This is a genomic window from Variovorax sp. Varisp41 (assembly GCF_047325085.1).
In the GTDB taxonomy this organism is placed as follows: domain Bacteria; phylum Pseudomonadota; class Gammaproteobacteria; order Burkholderiales; family Burkholderiaceae_C; genus Variovorax.
Map to the genome: position 1 here is coordinate 4,598,814 of NZ_CP168540.1, position 14,848 is coordinate 4,613,661.

Annotated in this window: 16 protein-coding genes; 6 read left to right on the forward strand and 10 right to left on the reverse strand. The window is 72.3% G+C overall.

Annotated features, from left to right (window positions below):
• The first annotated feature begins 17 nt into the window (after positions 1–17).
• Complete coding sequence (locus tag ACEN9J_RS21235) at positions 18–905, forward strand: LysR family transcriptional regulator (protein WP_261208871.1); 888 nt, start codon at positions 18–20, stop codon at positions 903–905.
• On the opposite strand, the gene ACEN9J_RS21240 is transcribed toward ACEN9J_RS21235, so the two are convergent.
• The 4 genes from ACEN9J_RS21240 to ACEN9J_RS21255 form a co-directional block, all read right to left on the reverse strand.
• A complete protein-coding gene (locus ACEN9J_RS21240; protein WP_413761977.1) occupies positions 842–2,059 on the reverse strand; it encodes an acyltransferase family protein in 1,218 nt (405 codons plus the stop codon). The two genes, ACEN9J_RS21235 and ACEN9J_RS21240, sit on opposite strands and share 64 nt — an antisense overlap.
• A 56-nt stretch (positions 2,060–2,115) precedes the next feature.
• Positions 2,116–3,123: a MerR family transcriptional regulator gene (locus ACEN9J_RS21245; protein WP_413761978.1), complete on the reverse strand. Its 1,008-nt coding sequence runs from the start codon at positions 3,121–3,123 to the stop codon at positions 2,116–2,118.
• 16 nt (positions 3,124–3,139) lie between these two features.
• Positions 3,140–3,460 (reverse strand): hypothetical protein, encoded by a 321-nt coding sequence (locus ACEN9J_RS21250; protein ID WP_413761979.1) that lies wholly within the window; start codon positions 3,458–3,460, stop codon positions 3,140–3,142.
• 110 nt (positions 3,461–3,570) lie between these two features.
• Positions 3,571–3,741 (reverse strand): hypothetical protein, encoded by a 171-nt coding sequence (locus ACEN9J_RS21255; protein WP_172705803.1) that lies wholly within the window; start codon positions 3,739–3,741, stop codon positions 3,571–3,573.
• An 86-nt stretch (positions 3,742–3,827) separates the two neighbouring features.
• On the opposite strand from ACEN9J_RS21255, the gene ACEN9J_RS21260 reads away from it, so the two are divergent.
• The gene (locus ACEN9J_RS21260; protein ID WP_413761980.1) at positions 3,828–4,898 is read left to right on the forward strand and encodes an MATE family efflux transporter; all 1,071 of its coding nucleotides are present in this window, start codon (positions 3,828–3,830) and stop codon (positions 4,896–4,898) included.
• A 36-nt stretch (positions 4,899–4,934) separates the two neighbouring features.
• The gene (locus ACEN9J_RS21265) at positions 4,935–5,276 is read left to right on the forward strand and encodes a hypothetical protein (protein ID WP_413761981.1); all 342 of its coding nucleotides are present in this window, start codon (positions 4,935–4,937) and stop codon (positions 5,274–5,276) included.
• Here ACEN9J_RS21265 and dbpA read toward each other — a convergent pair.
• From dbpA to ACEN9J_RS21280, 3 genes are all read right to left on the reverse strand, one after another.
• On the reverse strand, positions 5,251–6,657 hold the full coding sequence (dbpA, locus tag ACEN9J_RS21270; protein ID WP_413761982.1) for an ATP-dependent RNA helicase DbpA: 1,407 nt from the start codon (positions 6,655–6,657) through the stop codon (positions 5,251–5,253). The genes ACEN9J_RS21265 and dbpA overlap by 26 nt on opposite strands.
• Before the next feature lie 137 nt (positions 6,658–6,794).
• Positions 6,795–7,073, reverse strand: a complete 279-nt coding sequence (infA, locus tag ACEN9J_RS21275) for a translation initiation factor IF-1 (RefSeq protein ID WP_057597684.1) — start codon at positions 7,071–7,073, stop codon at positions 6,795–6,797.
• 418 nt (positions 7,074–7,491) lie between these two features.
• Positions 7,492–8,739: an MFS transporter gene (locus ACEN9J_RS21280; protein WP_082322004.1), complete on the reverse strand. Its 1,248-nt coding sequence runs from the start codon at positions 8,737–8,739 to the stop codon at positions 7,492–7,494.
• Positions 8,740–8,822: 83 nt separating this feature from the next.
• Between ACEN9J_RS21280 and ACEN9J_RS21285 the strand changes: the two genes are divergently transcribed.
• Together ACEN9J_RS21285 and ACEN9J_RS21290 are read left to right on the forward strand one after the other, a co-directional pair.
• Positions 8,823–10,304: a PLP-dependent aminotransferase family protein gene (locus ACEN9J_RS21285; protein WP_413761983.1), complete on the forward strand. Its 1,482-nt coding sequence runs from the start codon at positions 8,823–8,825 to the stop codon at positions 10,302–10,304.
• A 113-nt stretch (positions 10,305–10,417) separates the two neighbouring features.
• A complete protein-coding gene (locus ACEN9J_RS21290) occupies positions 10,418–11,509 on the forward strand; it encodes a catalase family protein (protein WP_413761984.1) in 1,092 nt (363 codons plus the stop codon).
• Positions 11,510–11,518: 9 nt separating this feature from the next.
• Here ACEN9J_RS21290 and ACEN9J_RS21295 read toward each other — a convergent pair whose 3' ends face one another.
• Positions 11,519–12,574 (reverse strand): sugar phosphate isomerase/epimerase family protein, encoded by a 1,056-nt coding sequence (locus tag ACEN9J_RS21295; protein WP_413761985.1) that lies wholly within the window; start codon positions 12,572–12,574, stop codon positions 11,519–11,521.
• A gap of 106 nt (positions 12,575–12,680) precedes the next feature.
• On the opposite strand from ACEN9J_RS21295, the gene ACEN9J_RS21300 reads away from it, so the two are divergent.
• The gene (locus tag ACEN9J_RS21300) at positions 12,681–13,574 is read left to right on the forward strand and encodes a gamma-glutamyl-gamma-aminobutyrate hydrolase family protein (RefSeq protein WP_057593715.1); all 894 of its coding nucleotides are present in this window, start codon (positions 12,681–12,683) and stop codon (positions 13,572–13,574) included.
• 13 nt (positions 13,575–13,587) lie between these two features.
• Here the strand turns inward: ACEN9J_RS21300 and ACEN9J_RS21305 are convergent, their stop codons facing one another.
• Both ACEN9J_RS21305 and ACEN9J_RS21310 read right to left on the reverse strand, forming a co-directional pair.
• Positions 13,588–13,767: a hypothetical protein gene (locus tag ACEN9J_RS21305; RefSeq protein WP_057593714.1), complete on the reverse strand. Its 180-nt coding sequence runs from the start codon at positions 13,765–13,767 to the stop codon at positions 13,588–13,590.
• 94 nt (positions 13,768–13,861) lie between these two features.
• Positions 13,862–14,848: a tripartite tricarboxylate transporter substrate binding protein gene (locus ACEN9J_RS21310; RefSeq protein WP_413761986.1), complete on the reverse strand. Its 987-nt coding sequence runs from the start codon at positions 14,846–14,848 to the stop codon at positions 13,862–13,864.

Genomic DNA, 14,848 nt, shown 5'->3' on the forward strand with positions numbered 1-14,848 from the left:
ACCAATGGTTGTGGATCATGGACCATCTCACCGCCCTCCAGGTCTTCCGCACCGCCGCCACCAGCGGCAGTTTCGCGGGCGCGGCGCGCCAGCTCGGGCTGTCGGCCGCCGCGGTCAGCAAGAACATCGCCGAGCTCGAGGCGCACTTGAAGGTGCGGCTCATCAACCGCACCACGCGCAGCATGAGCCTCACCGAGGCCGGCGCGGCCTACCACCAGCGGCTCTCGCGCATCCTCGACGATCTGAGCGAGGCCGACGCCGCGCTCGCGCCGATGGGCAGCAGCCCGTCGGGCGTGCTGCGGGTCAGCGCGCCGCTGACCTTCGCGCTGACCTGCATCTCGCCCGGCATCCCGGCCTTCATGGAGCGCCATCCGAACCTCAGGCTCGAGCTCGACCTGCAGGACGCGCGCACCGACCTGATCGGCGGCGGATACGACCTCGCGATCCGCGGCAGCGACCGGCTCGAGGACTCGAGCCTGGTGGCGCGCGAGCTCACGACCATGACCCACGTGCTGTGCGGCGCGCCGGCCTACTTCGCCGCCCGCGGCCGGCCCGCGCGGCCCGAGGACCTGAAGGCCTTCGATTGCGTGCAGTTCACGCTCTCGGGCCATGCCCACAAGTGGACCTTCCGCCGCGCCGGCCGCAGCGTGGCGGTGCCGGTCGACGGGCGCTACAAGGTCAGCTCCAGCCTCGCGGTGCGCGACGCGCTGCTCGCGGGCTTCGGCCTGAGCCTGATCCCGCGCATCTACGTCGCGCACGAACTGGCCGCGGGCCGGCTCGAGGCGGTGCTGGATGACTGGGAGGCCGACCGCACGCCGGTCTATGCCGTCTATCCCTCGCGTCACCTGGCCGCGAAGACGCGCGCCTTCGTCGACTTCCTGCTCGAGCGCTTCGCCTCGCGCTGACCGTTGAGCAGCCGCCCGATGGGCGTGCGGCGCGCCAGCAGCTCGTAGCTCGCGAGCGCGACGAGCGAGGTGGCCGCGATGTTGAGGCCCATCTTCGCGAGCGCGCCCAGCGGCGCATGGAACAGCAGCACGCCGAAGCCGACGGTGCCGAGCATGTGGACCAGGTAGACCCAGTACGAGCTGCGCGAGAGGTAGTCGAGCACGCCGTTGCGCCGCGGCAGCCAGCGCACGAAGGCGCCGATCAGCGCCAGGCTCCAGAGCCAGCCGGCGGTGCCGTAGGCGTAGGCGATCCAGAAGGCGGCATGCGGCAGGGGCGTCGTGCCGGGCGCGGCGCCCAGCAGCGCGAGCGTCGCGCCGAAGAAGCCCAGGCCCGCGAGCGCCAGGAGCTGGCAGCGCGCGGCGAAGCGGGCGAGCAGTTCCTGCCGCCCGTGCAGGCACAGGCCGAACACGAAGAACAGGCCGCTGTGCACCCATTCGCCCCAGGGCGGCAGGAAGGAGCCGCTCTGCGGCGCCAGGCCCGTGGGATGGAAGGACCCGGCCACCGCCAGCGGCAGCGCCAGCACCAGGACGCCCCAGGGCTGGCGCGCCAGCAGTTCGAAGCCGCGCGAAAAGCCCGCGCGCAGCCGCGCCGGCACGAAGCGGCCCAGCTTCGCGCCGGCCCAGGCCAGCACGCAGAGCCAGAACAGCTGGTAGATGAACCACAGGTGCAGCGTGTTGAATGGCGAGCCGCCCGGCGGGCGCGGCGGCGCCAGCGCCGCGTCGAGTCCCGGCACGCCACGCACCGTGAGGTGGATGTAGACCATCGCGAGCAGCGTGGTCAGCGCGAACAGCGGCGGCCAGAACAGCGCGAAGGGCAGGGCGAGCCGCAGCGCGCGGTTGCGCAGCATGCCGCCGGCGCCGCGCCGCTCGACCAGCAGCGCGACGAAGAAGCCCGCGAGCACGAAGAACACCGGCATGCGGAAGCCGTGGATGAACAGCAGCAGCAGGTCGGCGACGCGCGAAGTTTGCGGGTCGCGCCAGGGCAGCGGCGAGGCGACGGTGATGTGGTTGAGAGCCACGTGCAGCACGATGCCCAGCCACATCATGAGGGCGCGCAGGTTGTCGAGCGCGTGCAGGCGTTGCGGGGCGGAAGGAGGGGTGTTGGCGTTGTTCATGCGGCCACTGTTGGGCCTCACGCAACGTCAGGGTAAAGCGGGCGCGAAGGGGTTTTTCAGGCCGCGCGCAGCGTCGCCATGGCGCGCAGCAGCAGCTCGCGCACCGGCGGCGCGGTCACCGCCGCGGCCTGCAGCACGGGCTCGGTGGCCATGGCCTGCATCAGCCGGGCCGCGATGCCCGGGTCGTGGTCGCAGAAGGCATCGAACAGCGCGGCCCACTCGCGCGCGATCGCCTGCACGGCCGGGTCGCCGGGCGCCGCGCCCCGGGCCCGCAGGGCCTCGAGTTCGCCCGAGAGCCGCCGCCAGGCCGCGTCGGGCGGCGTGCCCAGGCGCGCGAAGTCCTCGGCGTCGAGGTGGCGCAGCAGCGCGGCCATGCGCAGGCCGATGGCCTCTTCGATGTAGCCGATCAGCGCGGCCGAGGGGCCGTCGTCGCGCCGCGCCACCGGCTCGCTGCGGTACATCTCGCCCCAGCGCTCGATCAGGTCGTAGTTGCCGTCCATCCACTGGCCCATCAGCGTCATCCAGCGCGCGGCCAGCGGCTGCAGCTCGAGCGCATCGGCCGGCACGCCGCGCGCCATGCGCTCGCTCACTTCGGCGATCAGCGGCGGCCACTGGTCGGCCACGGCCTTCCAGTTCGCCATCAGCGCGCGGATCTCCTCCGGGCTGAAGTAGCGGCCATAGGTGCTCATCTGCTCGAGCGTCGCGAGCCAGTCGCCGGTGTCGGGCCGGCCGCCCTCGGCCAGCCGCTGTTCGAGCAGCGCGAGCCGCTCGCGCAGCGTGGTGGCCTGCGCGATCTGCCGGTCGAGCGCGGCGATCTGGCGTTCGACGATCGCGGGCAGCGATTCGCCGCCGGCGCCCAGCAGCCCGCCGATCTCGGCCAGCGGCAGCCCGAGCAGCCGCAGCGCCTGGATCGCGTGCAGCCGCGCGATGTCGTCGGGGCCGTAGAGCCGGTAGCCGGCCTCCGAGCGCGCCGAGGGCGCGAGCAGGCCGATGGCGTCGTAGTGATGGAGCGTGCGCACCGTGAGCCCGGTGCGCCGCGCGAGTTCGCCGACCTGGAGCAGCATGGCGGCGGCGCCGGGCTCAGTCCCCGGACGGCACCGGTTCGGGCCCGGGCCAGCCCAGCAGCTCGGCCAGCCGCTGCACCACCCAGTCGGCCTCGCCGGGCTGCAGGCCCGCCTCGGGCGCGGCCAGGCCGGCACGGATGCGCGCCAGGATCTCGTTCTCGACCGGCACCTCGGTGTGGTGCTGGATCTGCGCATGGCCCACCAGGTGGCTGGCCAGGTCCTCGCAGATCTCGTAGCGCGCGCGCACCACGCCGATGGGCTCGCGCAGCCGCTGCCGCGCGTCGGTGTAGACGGCGAAGAACGAGGGCGGGATCAGGATCTGGTTGTCGTCGGACATCGAAGCCTCATAGCCCCGGCAGGGGGCCCTCAACGACGAAACGCGCCCGCGGGCGCGTTTGTCGGGGTTTCGCGCCACCGGCCCGGCGGGCCGTGGCTGCGAAGGCCGGATCAGCCGCCCTTCTTGGCGCGCTTGCCGGGGTTCTTCTTGCTGCGCGTCGCGGTGCCGCGCTCGAGGCTGACCTTCTGGCCGCCACCGTTGCGCGGCAGGGTGAAGCCGGGCAGGGGCACGGGCTTCGGGCTGGCGAGACGGTCGGCTTCGGTACGGATTTTCTTGGGCATGGAAAGCTCGGGTAAAAGTGAAGTTCGAAGGCGTAATTAGGCCACAGCGAGGATTTTGCATGCCAGAAAGCGCAATGGGGAGAGACATGGCCCGGCCGAGGTTCGTCACGGGCTCGCTGCTGCGGCATGTCTGCGTGATGGCGGGCACCGGCGCCATCGGCCTGATCGCGGTGTTCGCGGTCGACCTGATCAACCTGTTCTACATCTCGCTGCTCGGCGAGAAGGCCATCGCCGCGGCCGTGGGTTTCGCGGGCGTGGTCGGCTTCTTCCACACCTCGCTGTGCATCGGGCTGATGATCGGCATCGCGGCCGTGGTCTCGCGCACCGTGGGCGCGGGCCGCGCGCACGACGCGCGCCGCATCGCCACCGCGAGCCTGGCGCTGATGGCGGCGATCTCGCTGGTGGCCGGCAGCGGCACCGCCTTCTTCCTCGGCCCGGCCGTGCATGCGCTGGGCGCCGAGGGCGAGACCGCGCGCTTCGCGCAGCGCTACCTCGCGATCACGGTGCACACGCTGCCGCTGCTCGGGATCGGCATGGCCTGCTCGGCGCTGCTGCGCGCGGTCGGCGATGCGCGGCGCGCGATGATGGTCACGCTGGTCGGCGCCTTCGTCACCGCGGTGCTCGACCCGATCCTGATCTTCGGCTTCGGCATGGGGCTCGACGGCGCCGCCGTCAGCGCGGTGTTCTCGCGGCTGGCGCTGGCCGCGGTCGGGCTGCACGGCGTGGCGGTGCGGCACCGCATGCTGGGCCGTTTCGAGCCGAAGCAGCTGGGCGCCGATGCCCGCGCGATGGCCGCGGTGGCCGGGCCGGCGGTGCTGACCAATCTCGCGACGCCGGTGAGCGCCGCCTTCGTCACCCACAGCATCGCGCAGTTCGGGCCCGCGGCCGTGGCCGGCGCCGCCACCATCGACCGCGTGAGCCCGGTGGCCTTCGGGCTGGTCTATGCGCTGAGCGGCGCGGTCGGGCCGATCCTGGCGCAGAACCTCGGCGCCGGGCAGTACCGGCGCGTGCGCCAGGGGCTGCGCGACAGCCTGCTGGTCATGGGCGTGTCGGTGGCGGTGGCCTGGGCGGTGCTGGCGCTGGGGCAGGACCTGCTGATCCGCGCCTTCTCGGCCGACGGCGTCTCGGCCGAGCTGATCGCGCTGTTCTGCAGCTGACTGGCGGCCAGCTTCTTCTTCGCGGGCGGGCTGTTCGTGGCCAATGCCTCGTTCAACAACCTCGGCCATCCGCTGCTGTCGACGGCCTTCAACTGGGGCCGCGCGACCGTGGGCACGGTGCCCTTCGTCTGGTGGGGCGCGCAGTACGGCGCGGCCGGCGTGCTGATCGGGCAGGCGGTGGGCGCCTCGATCTTCGGCGTGCTCGCGGTGACGGTGGCGTTCCGGCTCGCGAACCGGCTGGCGCTGCGCGAGGATGTCGCGCCGGCGCCGCCCGAAGACGTGGTACCGGTGCTCGACGCGCCGGTCGCGCCGACCTCGGCGGCCGGCGGCGCCGCCGCGCTCGCGGGCGACCTCAGAGATCCAGCAGCCGGACCTTGACGCTCTTGCCCTTGATGCGGCCGTCGTTGAGCCGGCGCGCCGCCTCGGCGGCGATGCCGCGCTCGACCGCGACGTAGGTCGAGTACTCGTTGACGTTGATCTTGCCGACCTGCTCCTTCGCATAGCCGCAGTCGCCGGTCAGCGCGCCCAGCACGTCGCCGGCGCGGATCTTCTCCTTGCGTCCGCCCACGATCTGCAGCGTGGCCATCGGCGGCGCGAGCGGCGCGCCCTGGCCGGGCGTGAGCTCGGCGAGCGGGTGCCATTCGGACTCGCGGCCCTGCAGCTGCTCGATCTTCCCGACGAAGCCCATCTCGTCCATGCTCGCGAGGTTCAGCGCCAGGCCCTCGGCGCCGCCCTGCTGGCCGACGCGGCCGGTGCGGCCGATGCGGTGCACGTGCACCTCGGCATCGGGCGTCACGTCGACGTTGATCACGGCTTCGAGCTGCGCGATGTCCAGGCCGCGCGCCGCCACGTCGGTGGCCACCAGCACCGAGCAGCTGCGGTTGGCGAACTGCACCAGCACCTGGTCGCGTTCGCGCTGCTCGAGCTCGCCGAACAGCGCGAGCGCGCTGAAGCCCTGCGCCTTGAGCACCTCGACCAGGTCGCGGCACTGCTGCTTGGTGTTGCAGAAGGCCAGCGTGCTGGCCGGGCGGAAGTGGTCGAGCAGCCGGCTCACGGTGTGCAGCCGCTCGTTGTCCTTGACCTGGTACCAGCGCTGGCGGATCGCGCTGCCCGTGTGCTGGGCCTGCACCGCGATCTGCTGCGGGTCCTTCATGAACTGCTGCGCGAGCTTGGCGATGCCTTCGGGATAGGTGGCCGAGAACAGCAGCGTCTGGCGCTCCTTCGGGCACTGGCGCGCCACGGTCACGATGTCGTCGAAGAAACCCATGTCGAGCATGCGGTCGGCCTCGTCGAGTACCAGCGTGTTGAGCGCGTCGAGCGCGAGGTTCTCGCGCTCGAGGTGGTCCATGATCCGCCCCGGCGTGCCCACCACCACGTGGGCGCCATGCGCCAGGCTCGCGGTCTGCCCGCGCAGCGCGACGCCGCCGCACAGCGTGACCACCTTGATGTTCTCTTCCGCGCGCGCCAGACGTCGGATCTCGGTCGTGACCTGGTCGGCCAGCTCGCGCGTGGGGCACAGCACCATCGCCTGCACCGCGAAGCGGCGCGGATTGAGGTTGGCCAGCAGCGCCAGCGCGAAGGCGGCGGTCTTGCCGCTGCCGGTCTTGGCCTGGGCGATCAGGTCCTTGCCGAGCAGCGCGACCGGCAGGCTCGCGGCCTGGATCGGCGTCATGCGCGCATAGCCGAGCTGCGCGAGGTTGGCCAGCATCTGCGGCGCGAGCGGCAGGGTGGCGAAGTCGTCGGGGGAGGTGGTGGTCATGGCGTGGCCGCCAGCAGGCCCGGCGGAAGCTTGGAGAAGAGTCGGAGGAGCAAAAAATCAGGGCCTTGCAGCCCGCCGCCAGGGCGACAGTGCTGCAAGGCCCTCGGGGGCTGCGACGGTCGGCGCTTGCCGGTCGTTCAGCGGCGCTGGGCGCCGCCGTTGTTGCCGCCGGGACCCGTCGGCGGAGGACCGCGGCGTTCCAGGTGGCGGAAGGTGATGCGGCCCTTGGTCAGGTCGTAGGGCGAGAGCTCCAGCGACACCTTGTCGCCCGCCAGGATGCGGATGTGGTGCTTGCGCATCTTGCCGCCGCTGTAGGCGATCAGCTGGTGACCGTTGTCGAGCGTGACGCGGTAGCGCGAATCGGGCAGGACTTCGGTCACTGCGCCGTTCATTTCGATCAGTTCTTCCTTCGGCATGCTTTATTACCTCGAATCTTCGTTGTCTGTTGGATATGAATGAAATCCGTCGTGTTTGGTTTCAGGCGCGACGGCCGGCCGACACACACGGCGCAGCGGGGACGCGCTCTGCTCGCTTCAACATGAACGAAGACCGTGGTGGCAATCATGGGCGCCGGAACTGGCGCTCCAACACACGGCAAGAACCGGCGTGCCTGGCGGGGGAGGTGCGGAACCCGGGGATTTCAAATCGGGTTCAGGGGGCCTCGGTGCCAATCGACCAGCCGGTGGGGTGACGAGAAAAGACTTCGTCGTAGTATCGAAACGAACCCGGCATTGTAACCGGACTGGCATGACTGTTGCTCAGGTTTCGGTCGGGACTGGCGCGAACGCGCGACAAATCGGCCGATATTGCTATTAAAAGAGGAGCTGAAAGCCCTCAGGCCGTCGCAGGCTCCCCGACCCGCGCGAGCGCACCGCCGCGCTGGCGGCCCCGGGCCAGCAGCAGCACGCCGGCCAGCTGGCAGGCCGCGCCCACCCAGCCGACGGCGCTCACGCCGAACCACGCGATCGCCACGCCACCGAACAGCGAGCCGGCCGCGATCCCGAGGTAGATCGCCGAGGCGTTGAGCGACAGCGTCATCGGCGCGCGCTCGGGCGCCAGCCGGATCAGCCGCACCGCCTGCGCCGGCCCGAAGCCCCAGCCCGCGAAACCCCACAGCGCCGCCAGGCCCACCACGGCCGGCAGGGCCAGGCCGCCGGGCAGCGCCTGGGCCGCGAGCGACAGCCCGCCGAGGACCGCCACCAGCAGCAGCGCGAAGCCGCGCGCCACCCGGTCGGCGCCGAAGCGGTCGGTGGCCCAGCCGCCGGCCGCGGTGCCGAGCGCCGCCGCCACGCCGATGGCGACGAACACCGCGCCGATGCCTTCGGGGCCGATGCCCACCGTGCGCGAGAGGAAGAGGGCGATGTAGGTGTAGAAGCTGAAGCCGCCCGTGGTCCAGAGCACGCTGACGCCGAGTCCGGCCAGCACGCCCGGCGCGCGCAGCACGGCGAAGGCCGCGCCGCCCGATGCGGCGGGCGCCGCCACCGCGAGCCGGCGTGGCAGCCCGGCCGCCAGTCCCACGGTCGCGACCAGGCCCAGCGCGGCGATCAGCAGGTAGGCCGTGCGCCAGCCGCCCCAGCCCGCGATCCAGGCGCCCAGCGGCACGCCGAGCGCCACCGCCAGCGTGCCGCCGCCGGTGACGATCGCCAGCGCACGGCCGCGCAATGCGGGCGACACCAGCGAAGCCGCCACCGCGCTCGCGGTCGGCACGAACACGCCCGCCACCAGGCCCAGCGCCAGCCGCGCCAGCGCGAGCTGGCCGAAGCCCTGCGCCATCGACGCCAGCAGCGTCAGGCCGCTGAAGGCCGCGAGGCTCGCGACCAGCAGCGGCCGGCGGCCGAAGCGCGCGCAGGCCGCGGCCATCAGCGGCGAGCCGATCGCATAGCTGAGCGCGAACAGCAGCACGAGCTGGCCCGCGTGCGTGGGGCTGATTCGCAGGTCGGCCGCGAGCACCGGCAGCAGGCCCGCGACGATGAAGCTCTCGGTGCCGATCGCGAAGGCGCCGAGCGCGAGCCAGGCCAGGCTCGGCGGCAGGCGTTCCGGCGTGGCGGGAGCGGTGGAAGAGGGGGCGGGATCGTGGTGCATGGCGGGTTCTCCATCGAGCATTCCAAGGACGCCAGCGTAGGCTTGCGATTGGTTCCTCAAAAGAACCACAATCGGCCAATTCCATGGAGCCACTTTTCGAGCTGTCCCTGCAGCTGCCCGCGACCGGCTCGCGCGAACTGCTGCGTGAGCTGCACCGGCAGCTGCACGCCGCCATCCTCGACGGCCGGCTGCGGCCCGGCGCCCGCCTGCCCGCCACGCGCGCGCTCGCGCAGCGCCTGGGCGTGTCGCGCAACACCATGCTGGCGGCCTACGACCTGCTGCTCAGCGAGGGCTACCTGGTCGCCCGCCCCGGGGCCGGCACCTACGTGGCCGACACCCTGCCAGCCTCGCGCCGCGGCCGGGCGCCACGGGTCGAGGCCGGCACGCCGCGCCGCGACCCCCGCCTGGCCCCGCCGCGCGTGCCCGGCGCCGACCTGCCGCCCACGCTGCAGCAGCGCCCGGCGCGCGACGATTTCCGCATCGGCCTGCCCGATGCGAGCGCGCTGCCCTTCGACATCTGGCGCCGGTTGTCCGACCGCGCGCTGCGCCGCATCGCGCGCGGCGGCGGCGAAGCGGCGCAGTACGCCGACCCGCGCGGCCAGCCGGCCCTGCGCGAGGCGATCGCGCGCCACGTGTCCTTCACGCGCGCGGTCGGCTGCGGTGCCGACGACATCGTCGTCACCGCCGGCGCGCAGCAGGCCTTCGGGCTGCTCGCGCGAATCCTCGTCGTGCCGGGGCGCACGGTGGTGGCGGTCGAGCAGCTGTCCTATCCCTCGCTGCGCGAGGCCCTGTCGGCCGCGGGCGCGAAGGTGGCGCCCGTGCCCACCGACGCCGAGGGCCTGTGCGTCGAGCGGCTGCCGGCCGAGGCGCGCGTGATCTGCGTGACGCCCTCGCACCAGTTCCCCACCGGCGTGGCCATGTCGACGCCGCGGCGCGCCGCGCTGCTGGCCTTCGCGCGCGAGCGCCAGGCGGTGGTGATCGAGGACGACTACGACAGCGAGTTCCGCTTCGCCGGCCGCCCGCTCGACGCGCTGCAGACGCTGGACCGCGCCGACTCGGTCTGCTACGTGGGCACCTTCTCGAAGAGCCTCTTTCCCGCGCTGCGCCTGGGCTTCGTGGTGGCGCCACCGTGGGCGCGCGCGGCGCTGGTGCGCATGCGCGAGCTGGCCGACTGGCACAGCCCGGTGCTGGGCCAGGACGCGCTGGCCGACTTCATCGCCGAGGGCCACCTGGCGCGCCACATCCGCCGGATGCGCAAGGTCTACGGCGAGCGCCGCCGCGCGCTGCTCGAGGCGCTGGTGCGCCATGGCGCGGACCTGTTCGAGGCGATCCCCTCGCAGGCCGGCCTGCACCTGTCGGCCTGGCTGCATGCGCCGCTGCGCGCCGAGGCGCTGGCGCGGCGCGCGGCCGAGGCCGGCATCGCGCTGGCGCCGCTGTCGCGCTATGCGCTCGATCCGCATGCGGTCGACGTGCCCGAGGGCCTGGCCTTCGGCTACGGGCTGATCGAGGCCGCGCGCATCGACGACGCGATCCGGCGCGTGGCGCAGCTCGCCCGCGCCGGCTGACGCAGCCTCTCGTGCAGGCGGTCGAGCGCAGCCACGGGAGCCGACGGCCTACATCGCGCGCCGGTCGTGCCGCGCTCAATGGCTCGGCCCACGATGCCCAAGGAGCCTCGACCATGAACGACACCGCCACGCCCACATCCACGCTTGCCCCCGTGCGTTTCGATCCCTCCGTGGAGACCGAACGCGAGGACGAGGCCCAGACGCAGATCGAGCTGGTGGCCACGCTGCGCGGCATGGCGCAGACCGTGGCCGAGCACGCCGGCCATGCCATGCGCGCCGTGCACGCCAAGAGCCACGGCCTGCTGCATGCCGAACTCGTCGTGCCCGAGGGCCTGCCGCCCGCGTACGCACAGGGCCTGTTCGCCAGGCCGGGGCGCCATCGCGCGGCGATGCGGCTGTCGACGCCGCCGGCCGAGGTGCTCGACGACCGCATCTCGCTGCCGCGCGGCATGGCGCTCAAGGTGTTCGATGTCGAGGGCGAGCGCGTCGAGGGCTCCGAGGACCACACCACGCAGGACTTCCTGTTCGTCGACGGCCCGGTGTTCGTCGCGCCCGACGCGCGCGGCTTCCTGCGCAGCCTCAAGCTGCTCGCGGCCACCACCGACCGCGCGCCGACCGGCAAGCTGCTGCTGTCGGGCGTGCTGCAGAGCATCGAGAAGCTGATCGAGGTTGCGGGCGGCTCGAGCGCGAAGCTGGTCGCGCTGGGCGCGCATCCGCTGACCCATCCGCTGGGTGCCACCTTCTTCACGCAGGTGCCGATCCGCTTCGGCGATCACATCGCCAAGCTGCAACTCGCGCCGGTGTCCGAGGCGCTCGTGGCGCTCGAGAAGGCCGAACTGCATCTGGACGGCAAGCCCGACGGCACGCGCGAGGCGGTGATGGACTTCCTGCGCACGCACGGCGGCGAGTGGGAGCTGCGGGCCCAGCTGTGCGTCGACCTCGAGCGCATGCCGGTCGAGGACGCCTCGGTCGAATGGCCGCAGGAACTCAGTCCCTTCGTGACGGTCGCGCGCGTGCTGGCAGCGCCGCAGCCGGGCTGGGGCGAGGAGCTGTCGCGCGAGATGGACGACGGCATGGCCTTCAGCCCCTGGCAGGCGCTCGCGGCGCACCGGCCGCTGGGCGGGGTGATGCGCGCGCGCAAGGCGGCCTATGCGGCCTCGTCGGAATTTCGCGGCGAGCGCAACGGCTGCCCGCTGCACCGCTGAGCGGCTGCGTCAGTCGAGGCCGAGCACGCGCCGGTTGGCCGCCACGTCCACGCCGCTGGCCGCGAAGTCGTCGAAGGCCCGGTCGGCCACGCGGATGATGTGGTCGGCGATGAACTTCGCGCCCTCGCGCGCGCCGTCCTCGGGGTGCTTGATGCAGCACTCCCACTCGAGCACCGCCCAGCCCGGGAAGTCGTACTGCGCCATCTTCGAGAAGATGGCCTTGAAGTCGACCTGCCCGTCGCCCAGCGAGCGGAAGCGCCCGGCGCGGTCGATCCACTTCTGAAAGCCGCCGTACACGCCCTGCTTGCCGGTCGGGTTGAACTCGGCGTCCTTCACGTGAAAGATCTTGATGCGCTCGTGGAAGTGGTCGATGTAGGCCAGGTAGTCGAGCTGCTGCAGCACGAAGTGGCTCGGGTCGTAGAGCAGGCAGGCGCGCGGATGGTTGTTCACGCGCTCGAGGAACATCTCGTAGCTCACGCCGTCGTGCAGGTCCTCGCCCGGATGGATCTCGTAGCCCACGTCCACGCCCGCGGCGTCGAAGGCGTCGAGGATCGGGCGCCAGCGCCGCGCGAGCTCGTCGAAGGCCTCCTCGATCAGTCCCGGCGGGCGCGGCGGCCACGAGTACAGGTAGGGCCAGGCCAGCGCGCCCGAGAAGGTCGCGTGCGCCGTGAGGCCGAGGTTCGCCGAGGCCTTCGCCGCGTAGTGCAGCTGCTGCACCGCCCATTGCTGGCGCGCCGCCGGGTTGCCGCGCACCTCGGGCGCCGCGAAGCCGTCGAAGCCCGCGTCGTAGGCCGGGTGCACCGCGACGAGCTGACCCTGCAGATGGGTCGAGAGCTCGGTGATCGAGAGGCCGTGCGCGGCGAGCGTGCCCTGGATCTCCTCGCAGTAGGTCCTGCTCTCGGCGGCCTTCTTCAGGTCGATCAGCCGCGCGTCCCAGCTCGGGATCTGCACGCCCTTGTAGCCCAGGCCCGCGGCCCAGCCGGCGATCGCGTCGAGCGAGTTGAAGGGCGCGGTGTCGCCCGCGAACTGGGCCAGGAAGATGGCGGGCCCCTTGATCGTCTGCATGCGGTGTCTCCTTGTGGGCTCGACAGGATACTTCGCGGGTTCGGCTGACACACGACCGAAGTTCGGTGGGCGCAGAATGAATTTCGCTCACAGGGAACCCATCGAGATGCCCCAGCCCGTCTCCGCCCGACTCAAGATCGGTTTGTCCGCCTGCTTCTCGCACGCCGATCCGGCGCGCTCGCTGTTCACCAACAAGACCCTGCAGTACGTCGAGCAGTCGATCGCCCACTGGCTGATGTCGGCCGGCGCGATGGTGGTGATGGTGCCCTGCCCCACGGGCGAGACCGCGCGCGGCGACACCAAGCTCTCGCACTACGCCGAGTGGCTCGACGGCGTGGTGATGCACGGCGGCGCCGACGTCTGGCCCGGCAGCTATGGCGAGGTGCCGCTGAAGGACGCCTGGATCGGCGACCGCATCCGCGACCTCTACGACCTCGCGCTGGTCGAGGCCTTCGAGCAGGCCGGCAAGCCGATCTTCGGCGTGTGCCGCGGGCTGCAGCTCATCAACGTGGCCTTCGGCGGCACGCTCTACCAGGACATCGAGGAGCAGCACGGCCATCCCGAGACGCTGCGCCACCGCGACCCGGTGACCTACGACCAGAACTTCCACCAGATCGGGATCGTGCCGGGCACGCGGCTCGCGAAGCTCTATCCCGAGGTGCAGACCGCGCGCGTCAACAGCATCCATCACCAGGGCGTGAAGGACCTCGCGCCGGGTTTCGAGGTCGAGGCCTGGAGCCTGCCCGACCGCGTGCCCGAGGCGATCCGCCGCCGGCCCGACCGTGGCCGCAGCTACATCGCGGCCACGCAGTGGCACCCCGAATTCCACAAGTACGGCAGCACCGAGACCGTGGACGACACGCCGATCCTGCACGACTTCCTGTGGGCCTGCGCCACCGCGAAGGTGGCGCCGAAGACCACGCTGCGCGGCGCGCCCGGCAAGATCCGCGACCGCGCGGCGCGCGTGCTGCAGCAGGCGCTGCTGCGGCGGCGCCGCTGAGCGCCGCGCCGGTTCAGCGGCGCTCGGACTTGGTCGAGTAGCCGCTGACGCCGGCGTCGATGGTGCCGAACACCGTCACGCCGCTGCCCGAGGAGGCGGTGCCGCCGGCATCGGCGGTGCGCGAGGACGAGGCACAGCCCGCGAGCGAGAAGCCCATGGCGAGGGCGAAGGCGGTGGCAATCAATGACTTCATGGAATCTGTCCCAGGGTGGATCGAACGACTATAGGCCGCGGGCCGTGGCGGCCTGTAACAAGACCCTGGAGATCGTGCCGGGTTCCCGTGGCGACTATTCGGGCTTCGCGCCCGAGGCCTTGACGGCCGCGCCCCAGAGCCCGATCTCGCTCGCGACGAAGCGGTCGAAGTCGGGCCCGGTGGTGGGCGCCGGCTCCGAGCCGCGCTCGCGCATGAAGCGCGCCATCTGCTCGCTCTTGAGGATCTCGGTCACCTCGCGGTTCAGGCGCGCCAGCACCTCGGGCGGCGTGCCGCGCGGCGCCATCAGGCCGAGCCAGCCCACGGCCTCGAAGTCGCGCGTGCCGGCCACGCCGCTCTCGCGCACGGTGGGCACCTCGGGCAGCTGCGAGGAACGCGTGGCCGAGGTCACGGCCAGCGGGATCGCCTTGCCGGCCTTGATGTGCGGCAGCGCGGCGGTCACCGAATCGATCATCAGCGGCACCTGGTTGCCGAGGAAGTCGGCCTGCGCGGGCCCGCTGCCCCGGTACGGAATGTGCGTGACGAACACATGCGCCGCCGACTTGTACATCTCGCCCGACAGGTGCTGCGTGCCGCCGATGCCGGCGCTCGCGTAGCTGAGCCGGCCGGGCTCGGCCTTCGCGCGCGCGGTGAGCTCGCCCAGCGTGCGGATGCCGCTCTCGGGCGTGGCGAGGAACACCAGCGGCACCTTGGCGATCAGCGAGATGCCCACGAGGTCGCGGCGTGGGTCGAAGCCGGGCTTGGCGTAGAGCGTCTGGTTGACCGCCATCGCGCTGCCGGCCACCACCAGCGTGTAGCCGTCGGGCTGCGAGCGCACCACGAACTCGGTGCCGATGTTGCTGCCGGCGCCGGCCTTGTTGTCGACGATCACCGGCTGGCCCAGCCGCCGGCCGAGCTGCTCGGCGAGCGCGCGCGCGAAGATGTCGGTGGCCTGCCCGGGCGGGAAGGGCACCACCAGCTTGACGGGCTTGTCGGGCCAGTCGGCGGCCCGGGCCGGAGCCCAGGCGGAAAGCAGCGCCAATGCAAGGGCGCCGGCCGTGCCCGCGAAGCGTCTGCGCCGCAT